This is a genomic window from Vibrio syngnathi (genome assembly GCF_002119525.1).
GTDB classification, from domain to species: domain Bacteria; phylum Pseudomonadota; class Gammaproteobacteria; order Enterobacterales; family Vibrionaceae; genus Vibrio; species Vibrio syngnathi.
The window spans coordinates 302,631-317,339 of sequence record NZ_CP017916.1 but is presented as its reverse complement, the minus strand read 5'-3'; the positions used below and the strand labels follow the sequence as shown (position 1 = coordinate 317,339).

20 protein-coding genes are annotated in these 14,709 nt (G+C 44.6%); 2 read left to right on the top strand and 18 right to left on the bottom strand.

The genetic code is table 11. The features are described 5' to 3' along the window. Window positions 1–3: 3 nt before the first annotated feature. From rpsS to fkpA, 15 genes are all read right to left on the bottom strand, one after another. Window positions 4–282 carry a 30S ribosomal protein S19 gene (gene rpsS / locus K08M4_RS01485; RefSeq protein ID WP_004736729.1) on the bottom strand — a complete coding sequence of 93 codons (279 nt, stop codon included), beginning with the start codon at window positions 280–282 and terminating at the stop codon, window positions 4–6. Window positions 283–301: 19 nt separating this feature from the next. Continuing rightward, window positions 302–1,126 (bottom strand): 50S ribosomal protein L2, encoded by an 825-nt coding sequence (rplB, locus tag K08M4_RS01480; protein WP_012604912.1) that lies wholly within the window; start codon window positions 1,124–1,126, stop codon window positions 302–304. A gap of 14 nt (window positions 1,127–1,140) precedes the next feature. Beyond that, on the bottom strand, window positions 1,141–1,443 hold the full coding sequence (gene rplW, locus K08M4_RS01475; protein ID WP_004736765.1) for a 50S ribosomal protein L23: 303 nt from the start codon (window positions 1,441–1,443) through the stop codon (window positions 1,141–1,143). Next, on the bottom strand, window positions 1,440–2,042 hold the full coding sequence (rplD, locus tag K08M4_RS01470) for a 50S ribosomal protein L4 (RefSeq protein ID WP_004736764.1): 603 nt from the start codon (window positions 2,040–2,042) through the stop codon (window positions 1,440–1,442). Before rplD ends, rplW begins: the two co-directional genes overlap by 4 nt. A gap of 16 nt (window positions 2,043–2,058) precedes the next feature. Further along, window positions 2,059–2,688 carry a 50S ribosomal protein L3 gene (gene rplC, locus K08M4_RS01465; RefSeq protein ID WP_004736763.1) on the bottom strand — a complete coding sequence of 210 codons (630 nt, stop codon included), beginning with the start codon at window positions 2,686–2,688 and terminating at the stop codon, window positions 2,059–2,061. A gap of 14 nt (window positions 2,689–2,702) precedes the next feature. Then, window positions 2,703–3,014: a 30S ribosomal protein S10 gene (gene rpsJ / locus K08M4_RS01460; protein ID WP_004736761.1), complete on the bottom strand. Its 312-nt coding sequence runs from the start codon at window positions 3,012–3,014 to the stop codon at window positions 2,703–2,705. Window positions 3,015–3,501: 487 nt separating this feature from the next. Further along, window positions 3,502–4,686, bottom strand: coding sequence for an elongation factor Tu (tuf, locus tag K08M4_RS01455; RefSeq protein ID WP_012604914.1), 1,185 nt, complete (start codon window positions 4,684–4,686; stop codon window positions 3,502–3,504). A gap of 146 nt (window positions 4,687–4,832) precedes the next feature. Next, window positions 4,833–6,929 carry an elongation factor G gene (gene fusA / locus K08M4_RS01450; protein WP_017104672.1) on the bottom strand — a complete coding sequence of 699 codons (2,097 nt, stop codon included), beginning with the start codon at window positions 6,927–6,929 and terminating at the stop codon, window positions 4,833–4,835. 166 nt (window positions 6,930–7,095) lie between these two features. After that, complete coding sequence (gene rpsG / locus K08M4_RS01445) at window positions 7,096–7,566, bottom strand: 30S ribosomal protein S7 (RefSeq protein WP_012604916.1); 471 nt, start codon at window positions 7,564–7,566, stop codon at window positions 7,096–7,098. Between the two features lie 104 nt (window positions 7,567–7,670). Next, on the bottom strand, window positions 7,671–8,045 hold the full coding sequence (rpsL, locus tag K08M4_RS01440; protein ID WP_012604917.1) for a 30S ribosomal protein S12: 375 nt from the start codon (window positions 8,043–8,045) through the stop codon (window positions 7,671–7,673). Between the two features lie 181 nt (window positions 8,046–8,226). After that, entirely contained in the window at window positions 8,227–8,502 is a 276-nt protein-coding gene (gene tusB / locus K08M4_RS01435) for a sulfurtransferase complex subunit TusB (protein ID WP_086048643.1), read from the bottom strand. A gap of 8 nt (window positions 8,503–8,510) precedes the next feature. Beyond that, window positions 8,511–8,867 carry a sulfurtransferase complex subunit TusC gene (gene tusC / locus K08M4_RS01430; protein ID WP_086048642.1) on the bottom strand — a complete coding sequence of 119 codons (357 nt, stop codon included), beginning with the start codon at window positions 8,865–8,867 and terminating at the stop codon, window positions 8,511–8,513. After that, window positions 8,864–9,253: a sulfurtransferase complex subunit TusD gene (gene tusD, locus K08M4_RS01425; protein WP_086048641.1), complete on the bottom strand. Its 390-nt coding sequence runs from the start codon at window positions 9,251–9,253 to the stop codon at window positions 8,864–8,866. Before tusD ends, tusC begins: the two co-directional genes overlap by 4 nt. Next, on the bottom strand, window positions 9,247–9,972 hold the full coding sequence (locus tag K08M4_RS01420; RefSeq protein ID WP_012604921.1) for a helix-turn-helix transcriptional regulator: 726 nt from the start codon (window positions 9,970–9,972) through the stop codon (window positions 9,247–9,249). Before K08M4_RS01420 ends, tusD begins: the two co-directional genes overlap by 7 nt. Before the next feature lie 204 nt (window positions 9,973–10,176). Continuing rightward, the gene (gene fkpA, locus K08M4_RS01415; protein ID WP_009848932.1) at window positions 10,177–10,953 is read right to left on the bottom strand and encodes an FKBP-type peptidyl-prolyl cis-trans isomerase; all 777 of its coding nucleotides are present in this window, start codon (window positions 10,951–10,953) and stop codon (window positions 10,177–10,179) included. A gap of 131 nt (window positions 10,954–11,084) precedes the next feature. Here fkpA and K08M4_RS01410 point away from each other — a divergent pair, with 131 nt between their 5' ends. Together K08M4_RS01410 and K08M4_RS01405 are read left to right on the top strand one after the other, a co-directional pair. Then, window positions 11,085–12,062, top strand: a complete 978-nt coding sequence (locus K08M4_RS01410; RefSeq protein ID WP_086048640.1) for a WD40 repeat domain-containing protein — start codon at window positions 11,085–11,087, stop codon at window positions 12,060–12,062. A 5-nt stretch (window positions 12,063–12,067) separates the two neighbouring features. Then, complete coding sequence (locus K08M4_RS01405; protein WP_009848930.1) at window positions 12,068–12,295, top strand: SlyX family protein; 228 nt, start codon at window positions 12,068–12,070, stop codon at window positions 12,293–12,295. A 182-nt stretch (window positions 12,296–12,477) separates the two neighbouring features. On the opposite strand, the gene K08M4_RS01400 is transcribed toward K08M4_RS01405, so the two are convergent. From K08M4_RS01400 to K08M4_RS01390, 3 genes are all read right to left on the bottom strand, one after another. Further along, window positions 12,478–13,443 carry an isoaspartyl peptidase/L-asparaginase family protein gene (locus tag K08M4_RS01400; RefSeq protein ID WP_086048639.1) on the bottom strand — a complete coding sequence of 322 codons (966 nt, stop codon included), beginning with the start codon at window positions 13,441–13,443 and terminating at the stop codon, window positions 12,478–12,480. Between the two features lie 235 nt (window positions 13,444–13,678). Next, entirely contained in the window at window positions 13,679–14,275 is a 597-nt protein-coding gene (gene slyD, locus K08M4_RS01395) for a peptidylprolyl isomerase (protein ID WP_086048638.1), read from the bottom strand. A gap of 94 nt (window positions 14,276–14,369) precedes the next feature. Beyond that, window positions 14,370–14,570, bottom strand: a complete 201-nt coding sequence (locus tag K08M4_RS01390; RefSeq protein WP_086048637.1) for a YheV family putative zinc ribbon protein — start codon at window positions 14,568–14,570, stop codon at window positions 14,370–14,372. Between the last annotated feature and the right edge of the window lie 139 nt (window positions 14,571–14,709).

Here is a 14,709-nt window from a genome sequence, read left to right as displayed (position 1 = left end):
TCCTTATTTCTTCTTAGCTTTCTTATCTGCAGCATGACCGCGATAAGTACGAGTTGGTGCAAATTCGCCTAGTTTGTGACCGATCATTTCTTCGGTAACGAAAACTGGGACGTGCTGACGACCATTATGGACAGCGATGGTCAAACCAATCATTGTTGGGATGATCATTGAGCGACGGGACCAAGTCTTAATAGGCTTTTTGTCTCCGCTTTCCACCGCTTTCTCTACCTTCTTCAGCAAGTGTAGGTCAATAAAAGGACCTTTCTTGAGAGAACGTGGCATGGCGATTCCTCTTTATAAATTATTTAGTGCGACGACGTACGATGTACTTGTCAGTGCGCTTATTCTTACGAGTCTTGAAGCCCTTAGTAGGAACGCCCCAAGGAGATACTGGGTGACGACCACCAGATGTGCGGCCTTCACCACCACCATGTGGGTGATCCACCGGGTTCATTACTACACCACGTACGGTTGGACGTACGCCGCGCCAGCGTGAAGCACCAGCTTTACCAAGTTCACGTAGCATATGCTCAGAGTTACCAACTTCACCGATCGTTGCACGACCTTCAGAAAGAACTTTGCGCATTTCACCAGAACGTAGACGGATAGTTACGTATGCACCATCGCGAGCGATGATTTGAGCATAAGCACCAGCCGAACGAGCTAGTTGTGCACCTTTACCAGGTTTAAGTTCAACACAGTGTACAGTAGAACCTACTGGGATGTTGCGCATCGGCAGAGTGTTACCTGCTTTGATTGCAGCATCTACGCCAGATTGGATCTGGTCGCCTGCGTTAACACCTTTAGGTGCAATGATGTAACGACGCTCACCGTCTGCGTACAGAACTAGAGCGATGTTAGCACTACGGTTTGGATCGTATTCTAGACGCTCAACTTTCGCTGGGATGCCATCTTTAGTACGTTTGAAGTCAACCAGACGGTAATGGTGTTTATGACCACCACCGATGTGACGTACTGTAATACGACCGTTGTTGTTACGACCACCGTTCTTAGAGTTTTTCTCTAGAAGTGGTGCGTATGGCTTACCCTTGTGCAGGTCAGCGTTAACAACTTTAACGACGTGACGACGACCAGGGGAAGTCGGCTTACATTTAACAATAGCCATTTTTACTACTCCTGTTATTCCGCGCCGCCAACGAAGTCAAGATCTTGACCTTCTTTCAAAGTAACGTAGGCTTTCTTAACGTCTGAACGACGGCCTTCACGCATACCTTGACGTTTGGTCTTACCCTTTAATACAAGAGTATTTACAGACTTAACTTCAACTTCAAATAGCTTTTCTACAGCTGCTTTGATCTCTTTCTTAGTTGCATCTTTAGCTACTTTGAAAACGATAGTGTTCGCTTTCTCAGCTGCCATAGTTGCTTTTTCAGAGATGTGCGGAGCACGTAGAACTTTTAAGATACGCTCTTCAGTGATCATGCTAGCATCTCCTCAACTTGCTTAACTGCGTCAGCAGTCATCAGAACCTTGTCGAAAGCGATTAGTGATACTGGATCAACACCAGCAACATCACGTGCATCTACTTTGTATAGGTTACGAGCAGCTAAGAATAGATTTTCATCTACTTCGCCAGTCACAATCAGAACGTCATTTAGCTCAAGCTCTTTAAGCTTAGCTACAAGTTCTTTTGTTTTTGGTGCTTCTACAGAGAAGTTATCAACAACGATTAGACGCTCTTGACGAATCAACTCAGAAAGAATGCTTTTCATAGCACCGCGGTACATTTTCTTGTTAACTTTTTGGCTGTGATCTTGTGGTTTCGCAGCAAAAGTAACACCACCTGTACGCCAGATTGGGCTACGAATTGTACCAGCACGTGCACGGCCAGTACCTTTTTGGCGCCATGGCTTAGCACCGCCGCCTGATACTTCAGAACGAGTCTTTTGAGCACGAGTACCTTGACGAGCACCTGCTGCATATGCAACAACTACTTGGTGTACTAGAGCTTCGTTAAAGTCACGTCCGAAAGTAGTCTCGGAAACAGTTAGTGCATCAGCACCTTTAACCATCAATTCCATTACTTACTCCTAGACGTTATGCTTTAACAGCAGGTTTTACGATCACGTTACCGCCTGTTGAGCCTGGTACTGCACCTTTAATAAGGAGTAGATTGCGCTCAGCGTCAACACGTACGATCTCTAGGTTTTGAGTCGTTACACGCTCAGCACCCATGTGACCTGCCATTTTCTTGCCTTTAAACACGCGGCCTGGAGTTTGACATTGGCCAATTGAACCCGGTGCGCGGTGAGACAAAGAGTTACCGTGAGTCATATCTTGAGTAGAGAAGTTCCAACGCTTGATAGCGCCTTGGAAGCCTTTACCTTTAGATGTACCAGTAACGTCTACTTTTTTAATTTCGTTGAAAAGTTCTACGTTTAGCTCAGCGCCAACTTCAAACTCTTCGCCGTTTTCTAAACGGAATTCCCAAAGACCGCGACCTGCTTCAACACCCGCTTTCGCGAAGTGACCAGCTTCAGGTTTAGTTACACGGTTAGCTTTCTTAGCACCAGTAGTTACTTGGATTGCTGCGTAGCCGTCTGTCTCAAGAGTTTTAACTTGAGAAATACGGTTCGCTTCAACCTCAACAACAGTTACTGGGATAGAAACGCCTTCTTCAGTAAATACGCGGGTCATACCCACTTTACGTCCGACTAGACCAATCATTATTCTTATCTCCCTTAACCTAGGCTGATTTGAACATCAACGCCAGCTGCAAGATCAAGACGCATTAGAGCATCAACAGTTTTATCTGTTGGCTCAACGATGTCGATCAAACGCTTGTGAGTACGAATTTCGTACTGATCACGTGCATCTTTGTTGACGTGTGGAGAGGTAAGAACAGTGAAACGCTCTTTACGAGTAGGAAGTGGAATAGGACCACGAACCTGTGCGCCAGTACGTTTTGCTGTTTCAACGATTTCCGCAGTTGAAGCATCGATTAGCTTGTAATCAAACGCTTTAAGGCGGATACGAATACGTTGGTTCTGCATGAGACAGAGCTCCAATTATTAAAAATTACACAAACAATATCGCCACTCAAGCTCGAAAGAACGAGAGAATGCCGATTGATTTATGTGAAACCGTAGCATCCAAAATTAGGACGCATTGTCAGTTAACTTTTGAAGTAAACACAAGGCTTACTATTTTTATTAACCGCGAACATAAGCTGAGTATACATTACTAGGTAAGACCTACTCCTCAGTGCTCATTGGTTCACAAACCGGCGTTAGCCAGTGCGATGCATTATACAGATCACGTTTTAGTATGCAAGTGGTGTTGGAAAAATAATCGGAATATATTTGTGTAAAGGTTTCGAGGACAAGCTGCGTAACAAAAGTAGAGTAACAAGGGATGGGAGTTCGAGGGGAAAGCAAAAATAAAAATGGCGGGAAAGTGGAATAAAATAAAAGGGAAGCCGAAGCTTCCCTTTTCTTACGCAGTTCTTCTAATGAAGAGTGTGCAAAAATCTAAATGCTATTAAGCGAAGATTTTAGCTACAACACCAGCACCAACTGTACGGCCACCTTCGCGGATTGCGAAACGTAGACCTTCGTCCATTGCGATTGGAGCGATTAGCTCAACAGTCATTTGAACGTTGTCACCTGGCATTACCATTTCAACACCTTCAGGAAGTGTGATATCGCCTGTTACGTCAGTTGTACGGAAGTAGAACTGTGGACGGTAACCTTTGAAGAAAGGAGTGTGACGGCCGCCTTCGTCTTTAGAAAGTACGTATACTTCAGACTCAAACTTAGTGTGTGGGTTGATTGAACCTTTAGCAGAAAGTACTTGGCCACGTTCAACGTCATCACGCTTAGTACCACGTAGAAGTGCACCAACGTTCTCACCTGCACGACCTTCGTCAAGCAGCTTACGGAACATTTCAACACCAGTACAAGTAGTAAGAGTAGTCTCTTTGATACCAACGATTTCTACTTCGTCACCAACGCGTAGGATACCGCGCTCGATACGACCAGTAACTACAGTACCACGACCTTGGATTGAGAATACATCTTCAATAGGAAGTAGGAACGGTAGATCAACAGCACGCTCTGGAAGTGGAATGTAAGAATCTAGTGCTTCTGCAAGCTCAACGATCTTGTCTTCCCACTGCTTTTCGCCGTTTAGAGCGCCAAGTGCAGAACCTTGAATTACTGGAAGGTCGTCTCCTGGGTACTCGTACTCAGAAAGAAGTTCACGAACTTCCATTTCTACTAGCTCAAGTAGCTCTTCATCATCAACCATGTCACATTTGTTCATGAATACGATGATGTAAGGGATACCAACTTGACGACCAAGTAGGATGTGCTCACGAGTTTGTGGCATAGGGCCATCTGTAGCAGCAACAACTAGGATACCGCCGTCCATTTGAGCAGCACCAGTGATCATGTTTTTAACATAATCGGCGTGTCCAGGACAGTCTACGTGTGCGTAGTGACGTTCAGGAGTATCGTACTCAACGTGAGAAGTTGCGATTGTGATACCGCGCTCGCGCTCTTCTGGAGCGTTATCGATAGATGCGAAATCTTTAGCAACACCGCCGTACACTTTTGCAAGTGTAGTACAGATAGCAGCAGTTAGAGTTGTTTTACCGTGGTCAACGTGGCCGATAGTACCAACGTTTACGTGCGGTTTCGTACGTTCAAATTTTTCTTTAGACACAATCGTGTTCCTTCCTAGTTATGATTCGCCACGTTCATTATTGAGCGAGACGCGCCAGAAATTGCTATTTTATGCGCCAACTCTCGTTAGCGCAATATTTGGACGCATTGTTCTTTCAAAAAATGAAAAAAATGCATCCCTTTTGTTTAACCACGCTCTGCAATGATTGCATTAGCAACATTTTTTGGCACTTCAGCGTACTCACTAAACTCCATAGAGTAAGAAGCACGACCTTGTGTCGCAGAACGCAAATCAGTTGCGTAACCGAACATGACAGACAACGGAACTTGTGCACGAATTATCTTCAGGCCAGCTGTCCCCTCGTCCATACCTTCGATGATGCCGCGACGACGGTTAATATCGCCAACAACGTCACCCATCCAGTCTTCTGGAGTAGTTACTTCAACTTTCATCATAGGCTCAAGCAAAACTGGTTGCGCTTCTAGTGCACCCGTTCTGAAAGCCATAGAGGCAGCGATTGTAAACGCCATCTCACTTGAATCTACTTCATGGTAAGAACCATCATATAGTGTAGCCTTGATATCCAAAACTGGATAGCCCGCTAATACACCATTGTTCATTTGCTCTTCAACGCCTTTAGCGACAGAGGTGATGAACTCTTTTGGCACGATACCATTGGCAATTTCATCTACGAAGACAAAGCCTTCCCCGGCTTCTGATGGTTCCAGTTTCAGCCACACGTGACCGTACTGTCCTTTACCACCATGTTCGCGGATAAATTTACCTTCAGCTTTCGCTGTACCACGAATGGTTTCACGATAAGCAACTTGCGGATTACCAACGTTGCAGTTCACGCTGAATTCACGTTTCATGCGGTCAACGATGATATCTAAGTGCAGTTCACCCATACCAGAGATTAGTGTCTGGCCAGTTTCGTCATCCGTTTCAACACGGAACGATGGATCTTCTGCCGCTAGCTTACCTAACGCGATAGTCATTTTATCTTGATCAGCTTGCGAGCGAGGCTCTACAACGATCTGAATAACTGGATCTGGGAATTCCATACGTTCAAGAACAATTTTATGGTTCTGGTCACACAGAGTTTCACCAGTAGTAACATCTTTCAGGCCGATAATGGCTGCGATGTCACCTGCTCGTACTTCTTTTACTTCTTCACGTTTGTTTGAGTGCATTTGAACAATGCGCCCTAAACGTTCACGTTGCTTCTTCACAGAGTTGTAAGCTGTTTTACCGCTTTCAACAACACCAGAGTAAACACGGATGAAAGTTAAAGTACCAACAAATGGGTCTGTTGCAATTTTAAATGCTAGCGCTGAGAACGGTTCTTTGTCGTCCGCGTGACGCTCAATTTCATTCTCGTCATCATCGATACCCTTAATTGCAGGTACATCGACTGGAGAAGGAAGGAAGTCAACAACTGCATCTAGAACAGCTTGTACACCTTTGTTTTTGAATGCACTACCACATGTAGCAAGTACGATTTCATTATTAAGGGTACGAGTACGGAGACCTTGTTTGATTTCAGCTTCTGTTAGTTCACCTTCTTCAAGGTACTTATCCATCAGCTCTTCATTTGCTTCTGCAGCAGCTTCAACAAGTTCTGTACGATATTCTTCAGCCATTTCTTGCATGTCTGCAGGAATATCTTCGTACGTGAAAGTCATGCCTTGGTCAGCTTCGTTCCAGTTAATCGCCTTCATCTTGATAAGATCGACAACGCCTTGGAAGTTTTCTTCAGCACCAATGTTCAGTTGAATTGGAACAGGAGTTGCGCCTAGGCGATCCTTGATCTGTTCAACTACACGCAAGAAGTCTGCGCCTGTACGGTCCATTTTATTAACGAAAACCATACGTGGAACTTGGTACTTATCAGCTTGACGCCATACAGTCTCTGACTGAGGTTCAACACCAGATGAGCCACAGAACACAACAACTGCACCATCAAGCACACGCAGAGAACGTTCTACTTCGATTGTGAAGTCAACGTGCCCCGGAGTGTCGATGATATTAATACGGTGGTCAGAGTACTGAGCTTCCATACCACGCCAAAACGTAGTAGTTGCTGCTGAAGTGATCGTAATACCGCGCTCTTGCTCTTGCTCCATCCAATCCATGGTTGCTGCACCATCGTGAACTTCGCCGATTTTGTGAGAAAGACCGGTATAGAACAGAATACGTTCACTTGTGGTTGTTTTACCTGCATCTACGTGAGCAACGATACCGATATTACGGTATTGCTCAATAGGAGTTTTACGAGCCACGGTTGAATCCTCTTATTAGAGACTTAGGGACTATTGCTATGTCTAGATTATGCGCTAAAAGCGATACTTCGCTAAAAAGTGCTTGCCCTAGAAATAGCAATAGTTCCTAGCATAAGCATAGGAACTAAAGAAGTGCTGCAAGGAAACTTGCAGCACTAAAAAGGTATTACCAGCGGTAATGTGCGAACGCTTTGTTTGCGTCAGCCATACGGTGAACGTCTTCACGTTTCTTAACCGAAGTACCTTTGTTCTCAGACGCGTCTAGCATTTCAGCAGCTAGGCGTTGAGCCATAGATTTTTCACCACGCTTACGCGCAGCTTCAACTACCCAACGCATAGCAAGAGCGTTACGGCGAACCGGACGAACTTCTACAGGTACTTGGTAAGTTGAACCACCCACACGGCGAGATTTAACTTCTACCGCTGGACGAACATTTTCAAGAGCTTCTTCAAATACAGCTAAGTGATCTTTACCAGATTTCTCAGCCATAACTTCTAGTGCAGTGTAAACAATCTTCTCTGCAGTAGATTTTTTTCCGTCAACCATAAGGATGTTAACGAATTTTGCCAGCAGTTCAGATTTGAACTTAGGATCTGGAAGGATCTTACGCTGGCCTATAACGCGACGACGTGGCATGGAATTTCTCCGTTGTCTTCTTCAGGTTTTTTCCAAAACTTTTCAGAATAATAAATAAATAGTGTTTGGCCTTACTTAACGCTTTCTTTTAAAAAAAAGACGCATTAAGACTTAGGACGTTTCACACCATACTTAGAACGACCTTTCTTACGGTCGTTAACGCCTGCACAGTCAAGTGCACCGCGAACAGTGTGGTAACGCACACCTGGTAAATCTTTAACACGACCACCACGGATAAGAACAACACTGTGTTCTTGAAGGTTATGACCTTCGCCGCCGATGTATGAAGTAACTTCAAAGCCGTTAGTTAGACGAACACGACATACTTTACGTAGTGCTGAGTTCGGTTTTTTTGGAGTAGTAGTATATACGCGAGTACATACACCACGTTTTTGTGGGCACGCTTCTAGTGCAGGCACGTTGCTTTTAACAACCTGCTTTACACGAGGAGTACGTACCAACTGGTTAATAGTTGCCATTAACTAGCTCCTGATTTACTTGAAAGTAAGCTTGATGAAAAATCTAGCCCTATTACACATAGTGTAAATAGGGACGCAAAATTCTATTCAGCAGTGGGATGTGTGTCAAGAAATATACAGATCTTTTTTAGCCGTCTAGAGCTCAGGATGGTCTTTTTTTAACCACACTGATAAAATACAGCTACCAAGTGACTGATTTATCGTTCAAAACAGTCAGTTTTACGAATCCATCGAAGTCCACTTGATCCAGAGCGCTTGAAGCAAGTTGTTGTAAACCTCGGCTATAAAGATCTGTTTTTAATACCGACACATGTTCAACGGTTGAGATTTGATTGAATAACTCATGATTTGGAAGGCAAACATACACCGCATCTTCAACCAAAAGGATATGATCCTTTTGTTGTGAGTACGTCAATGCAAGCTTGAGTTTGTCTACTGATTTTACAATATGAAGCATAACGTTCCCTAGAAAGTCAGTATTTTTTGGCTCTGAGCTAACTTCTGCGTCAACTCATTCATTTCTAGCGCAGTCACATCGATCAGTAGGTTATCGGTCGAGAGACCAAACTGATTGAGGCTATGTTGGCACACGTAAACCTGCTCGATGTCGTAGAGGTCCATAAGCTTGAATGCAGAAATATAGTCACGTGATAGGGATTCATCAGGCTGTTGCGCCTTGAGAAGCTGTGTAACGCCATCACCGACAAAGAATACGCTAATGTCTTCACTGTAAGCTGAAGCCGCTAACAATGCGTCTAGCCCTTCCCTACCCGCAGCCGTTGTATGAGGGAAGCTGTTAAATATAAAGGCCAATTTACTCAAAACTGCACAACCCTATCTTGTGTTAATAGCGCTTCAGATAAACTCCCTAAGCCGGCCTGAGTGAATCCAGACGCTAGATTATATGCGCTTAACTGATGTTGCGCCGCTTCTTCAGTGCTGATCACTCCACGCCTTAGCGCCGCAGCCACACACGTTTCAAGGCTAACATTGTGCTCGTCCGCCAGTTTTTGCCAAGCGGCAGCCAAATCAAATTCATCGTTAGCAGGTACAGTAATGCCAGAGCCATTGCTGACGCCGTCTTGATAGAAGAACACACTGTGAAGTTTGTGGCCCTGTTTCAATAGAGCCACGGCAAACTGATAAGCACTTCTTGCGGATTGTGAGCCGTAAACGGGCCCATTAACTAAGAGTGTATAGCTTAACAACCCTCTTCATCCTCTGTTTTACGTTGGCGGATGTACAAGTACACTGTGTGCTTAGAGATATTCAATCGCTCAGCAACACGGTTAATCGCGTCTTTGATGTCGAAAATACCTTTGTCGTATAGCTCCATCACGATTTGGCGATTTTTGGTGTTGTTCGATACAGATTTGTCTGCATTGATTTCTTCAATCGTGCGTTCAACCGTTTGGTCGACAAGTTCTTCAACATCACTAGCAAAGTTAACAGATGACGCAGCTTCGTCCGCGTCTTGCGTAGGCATGAAAGATTGCAGCACTTGTGAGAATGGCGCATCTAAGTTCACGTTAATACACAGTAAGCCAATCACTCGGTCTTCACCATTGCGGATAGCAACCGTGATCGACTTCATTAGTACCCCGCCTTTAGCGCGAGTAAAATATGAACGAGAGAAGTTACGCTTAGAACCTTCAATATCTTTCAACATCTTCAATGCAAGATCGGTGATTGGCGAACCAACCTGACGACCTGTATTTTCACCATTGGCAATTTTAATCGCCGAAGTATTGAGGTCTTCTAAAGAGTGTAAAACGATTTCACAAAACGGACCGATCAGACTCGCAATACCATCAACTACGGCCTCATAAGATCTTAAGATAATTTTATCGTGTTCACTGAATGGCATGACATGGACTGATTCCATTTCGAGTAACATGTCCGCATTGACTGTTTCTGTAGTAGTCACTTATTCCTTACCTTCGTGTGAAAAATCAACAAATTTATGTAAGTTTATCAGAAAATTTTAATTGCACACCTAGCTAACATTGCAACTAGTGATTTAGAACAAGTTTAAAAATCAAATACTCATATTCAAGTCATAAAAAAAGCCTAACTTAAAGTTAGGCTTTTTATTCAATCAACGTATTTAGTACGAGGTTGTGAACTGATATTACTGTGCAGGAGCTGCTTCAGCGTTATCGATGTTTAGTAGCTCTACTTCGAATACTAGCGTCGAGTTAGCTGGGATAGTCGGTGTATCTTGCTCACCGTATGCTAGCTCTGGCGGGATAACGAACTTGTACTTAGAACCCACTTGCATCAGTTGTACACCTTCAGTCCAGCCTGGGATTACGCGGTTTAGTGGGAATGTTGCTGGTTCGCCACGATCGTAAGAGCTGTCGAACTGAGTACCGTCTGTTAGCGTACCTTTGTAGTGTACTTGAACCGTATCAGTGTCTTTTGGAGAAGCGCCTTCCCCAGCCGTCATTACTTGGTAAAGTAGACCAGATTCAGTTTGCTTAACGCCTTCAGTTTTAGCGAACTCAGCGCGGAAGTCATCACCCGCCTTCTTCACTTCTGCTGACTTTTCTGCCGCTTGTGCTTGCATCGTTTCAGCAACACGTTTGTCTAGAGCTTCAAGAGCTGCGCGAGTCTCTTCTTCGTTAAGTGCCGTCTTCTCTGCGAATACGTCTTCGATACCTTGAAGAACCATCGCTTTGTCTAGGTTAATACCTAGCTCGCTTGGCTTATCAATGCTTGTGCTTAAGTAATTAGCGAAAGATACACCGATTGCGTATGCCGCTTTGTCATCTTCTGTTTTAAAGTTTACTGCTGCAACTTTAACTTCTTCTACCTGTGGAGCTTCTGCCTTTGGTTCTTCTTTCTGACAACCAACTGCTAGCATAACCGTTGCGGCAAGCAGTGATACTTTTAAAACTGATTTCATTGAATTCTCCAATTAATGGCCAAGCCATTGGTTATTGTGCACAAATCTAATGATTAGATTGGTGTGAATACGTTAGTTATAACAATATACTAGTCATATGTCTTTCGACACAAACCGGATTATTGGATGTGATGCGAATATTTTTCCACTCATTGCTATGTACGATTGTCATCACCTTGTTAAATGGCTGCTTTTTCTTCCAAGATGATGATCAACGCTGGGAAATTGAACCCAATGGTGCCACCAGCTTTGCGTTAAGCAGAGATGGACGCTTCGCCCTACTCTACTCGCAGCAAAAACAGCTGCTGCTTTGGGATCTTGTCCAAGACAAAGAACTGGCTCAGCTTGGTCCACAAGATCAATCCGAAAATCAAGTATCCCGTATTCGCATCTCTGACAATGGTCGCTTTGCCATTACCGCCAGTCAGATGAATTTCGCCGTTTGGGACTTATCTTGGACACAAGCTGAAGGGCTATGGTCGATTTCCGATGGCTTAATTCGTGATGTTGATATCTCTAGCAATGGTGAAAAAGTACTGCTGGGCCTATCTAATGGTAAAGCTATCTATGTGGACTTAGTCACCGGACGCCGTCTGGAGTTCCTCGCTCACCGAGAAAAAGTTAATTCCGTCTCCCTATCTTCGAATGGGCGCTACGCATTATCAGGCGGTAACGACTACAAAGCTTACCTTTGGGATACCGAATCAGGCTTGGTCATACGTACCTTTGAACATGAACAAAGAGTCGTACGAGTTGCGCTACAACGGGATGGAGAATTTGCTTTCACCTCCGATGGCGGCAATCAAGCGATGATCTGGGATCTAGAAACGGGTGAACCTCAAGCGCAATTGCAGAGCTGGTCTCGACAGCTGATATTCTCCAGTGCTCGCTTTTCTGACGACGGCAGTATGTTGGTGACGGGTACGCCATCAAGCCAAGTGAGCGTGTGGAATACTCAAGATGGAAAACGAATTTCTCGCCACGATGCTGAGCCACTAAAAGATGCTCGCCCTCCTCGTGCTGTAGTGTATGATGCAGCCTTTGATGATAAGAACCGTGTGATATCGGGCACCTCAGCGGGCATTGCCCAAGCTTGGAATGTGGATTAAGAACGATGACAGAAAAGCGAGTTGAACAACTAGAAAGCCGCGTAAATGACCTAGAGTGTCAGCTAGCTTTCCAAGAACAGACCATTGAAGAACTCAATGAAGCGCTTAGCCAGCAACAAATGTTGATCACGAGAATGCAAGACCAGATGAAGTTCGTGGTGGGCAAAGTGAAAAATATGGATGGCTCTAACTTAGCAGACGCATCAGAAGAGACACCACCTCCACACTATTAAGTGCGGTTTAAAGGTAACGAATTAATTCTAGCGACGCATATCGTTAGTCTCTCGTCGTCGATGTGTAAACACATTTTAGGACGGGACATAGAAAACTAAAAGGGCGACAGATGCTTATCTGTCGCCCTTTTGTTTGTTTAACCTGCGCTAATTCAACTAAAGCCAGTTAAGCCAATACAAACTTAGTCATCGGCATAAATTTTCACTTCCACGCAGCCACTAGTATCAACACTCGCACGATACATCCCTGAACTGTTCATACCGAAGTGGATATCACCTTGGCCATCAATAGCAATCAAGCCACCTTCTCCGCCCATGGTTTTCAATTCACCTTGAATGATCGTTTCACAAGCCGTGTGCACATCTTCTTTGAGATAACGCATTCGTGCTGCTACATCACTGGCAACCATTTTACGTAGAAAGAACTCGCCCATTCCTGTCGTTGAAACGGCCACGTTGCCATTTTCAGCAACAGTGCCTGCACCAATAATAGGAGAATCACCTACACGGCCGTATTTCTTATTGGTTACGCCACCTGTGCTGGTTGCTGCCGCTAAGTTTCCGGCTTGGTCTAATGCGACCGCACCAACCGTGCCGTATTTCTTGTCGTCTGGGTATTTATCAGCTTGCTCTTCATCATATTTTGCTTCCGACAAAGCAAAGATACCTTTCTCTTTCATCGACTGAAGTTGGTCATAACGACGCTCAGTAAAGAAGTAATCTTGCTCGGTAAAGGTGTAGTCGTGTTCAAACGCAAACTTCTCTGCACCTTCACCAATCAGCAGCACATGATCGCTTTTTAGCATCACATCACGCGCAAGCTCAATTGGGTTTTTGATATGGCGGACACCGGCAATAGCACCCGCATCCATTTCGCGCCCGTGCATCACAGAGGCATCCATCTCAACAAATTCATCATGAGTTAAAACAGAGCCTTTACCGGCATTAAAATGCGGGCTGTCTTCCATCACCTTGACTGACGCAACCACTGCATCTAGCGCATCGCCACCCGATTGCAAAACTTGATAGCCAGCCAAAACCGACTTTTCCAAAGCCTCGGTAATGCCTGTTTTTAATTCATCGCTCATTTGCTCTCGTAAGATGGTGCCTGCACCACCATGAATGGCAATTGAAAAAGGCTGTGACATGCGAACTCTCCACTGACGTCGTCTTATAATGTTGTGCTATCAATACCACATCCATGGTTTGATGTCTGATAGCGAAAACCAAACTTTTTACGAATGCTTAGATTTGCGGACACTTAGATTTGCAGGCACTTAGTTCGCTAGATTAAAAGTCAGCTCAAAAAGCGAGACTCCTTAAACGAAAAAACCTCCACAAGGGAGGCTTTCAATATTCTTTAACTAAACCGTTAGTTCGGTATTAGTGAGAACCACAGCTACCGCCGCCGCAGCAGCCGTCTTTTTTCTCTTCAGCGTGGTCATGGCCTTCGCCACCACAGCAACCACCTTCGTGATCATGATCATGATCGTGGTCGTGACCGCCACAGCCGCCTTCTTGGTGTACGTGGCCGTGTTGAACTTCTTCTTCAGTCGCTTCACGAACCGCTACAACTTCAACGTCAAACGTTAGAGTTTGGCCAGCTAGCATGTGGTTACCGTCAACAACAACTTCGTCGCCATCTACTTCAGTAACTTCAACTGGGATTGGACCTTGGTCAGTATCCGCTAGGAAACGCATGCCAACTTCGATTTGTTCAACACCTTGGAATACGTCTGCAGGAACACGTTGAACTAAGTCATCGTTGTGCTCGCCGTAAGCGTCTTCTGGAGTAACAGTTGCTGAGAACTTATCGCCAGCTACTTTGCCTTCAAGCTCTTTTTCAAGACCTGTAATTAGGTTGTTGTGACCGTGAAGGTAATCTAGTGGAGCTTCTGCAGTTGATTGGTCAACTACTACGCCATCTTCAAGTTTCACTTGATATGCAACACTAACTACTACGTTCTTTTCAATTTTCATGAGAGCTCCAAGGAGGTTTGGACTAAGCTCGAACAGTTGAGCTTAGGAAAAATTCTGTACCGGGATATTATGGGGATCAATTGACGAAACTCAATCATTCTGGCTTAAAAATACCGATCATTTCTTGATTCGCGTGTTCAGATTTCTCTACAGTTTTCGGTTTACGCTGTTCTGTGAAGTCGCAATCGACACATTCCACCAGCTCGATATTGTTTTCAACCCACCAGCGGAGTGTGTCTTGAGTCTTGCAGCTTGGGCAGCTCGCCCCTGCGATAAAGCGTTTTTTCTGTTTCACGTTGATATCCTTTACTACTCTGGATTCGCAGTTCTTTCGCTCTAGCTCTATTAAAGGCAAAGCAGAGACCACGTTTATTATTAGATTAGTTATCTAGACTGTTATTTCTATGCTCAAGCTATATTTCTATAGTTCAAGC

Excerpts from the sequence above, each read along its gene's own strand:
- rpsL (WP_012604917.1), bottom strand. The coding sequence starts at position 8,045 with ATGGCAACTATTAACCAGTTGGTACGTACTCCTCGTGTAAAGCAGGTT.
- rplB (WP_012604912.1), bottom strand. The coding sequence starts at position 1,126 with ATGGCTATTGTTAAATGTAAGCCGACTTCCCCTGGTCGTCGTCACGTC.
- rpsS (WP_004736729.1), bottom strand. The coding sequence starts at position 282 with ATGCCACGTTCTCTCAAGAAAGGTCCTTTTATTGACCTACACTTGCTG.
- rpsG (WP_012604916.1), bottom strand. The coding sequence starts at position 7,566 with ATGCCACGTCGTCGCGTTATAGGCCAGCGTAAGATCCTTCCAGATCCT.
- rplD (WP_004736764.1), bottom strand. The coding sequence starts at position 2,042 with ATGGAATTGATGGTTAAAGGTGCTGATGCACTAACTGTTTCCGAGACT.
- slyD (WP_086048638.1), bottom strand. The coding sequence starts at position 14,275 with ATGAAAATTGAAAAGAACGTAGTAGTTAGTGTTGCATATCAAGTGAAA.
- rplW (WP_004736765.1), bottom strand. The coding sequence starts at position 1,443 with ATGATCACTGAAGAGCGTATCTTAAAAGTTCTACGTGCTCCGCACATC.
- K08M4_RS01400 (WP_086048639.1), bottom strand. The coding sequence starts at position 13,443 with ATGTCACAGCCTTTTTCAATTGCCATTCATGGTGGTGCAGGCACCATC.
- rplC (WP_004736763.1), bottom strand. The coding sequence starts at position 2,688 with ATGATTGGTCTAGTCGGACGTAAAGTGGGTATGACCCGCGTATTTACT.
- K08M4_RS01405 (WP_009848930.1), top strand. The coding sequence starts at position 12,068 with ATGACAGAAAAGCGAGTTGAACAACTAGAAAGCCGCGTAAATGACCTA.
- rpsJ (WP_004736761.1), bottom strand. The coding sequence starts at position 3,014 with ATGCAGAACCAACGTATTCGTATCCGCCTTAAAGCGTTTGATTACAAG.
- tusB (WP_086048643.1), bottom strand. The coding sequence starts at position 8,502 with ATGCTTCATATTGTAAAATCAGTAGACAAACTCAAGCTTGCATTGACG.
- K08M4_RS01410 (WP_086048640.1), top strand. The coding sequence starts at position 11,085 with ATGCGAATATTTTTCCACTCATTGCTATGTACGATTGTCATCACCTTG.
- fkpA (WP_009848932.1), bottom strand. The coding sequence starts at position 10,953 with ATGAAATCAGTTTTAAAAGTATCACTGCTTGCCGCAACGGTTATGCTA.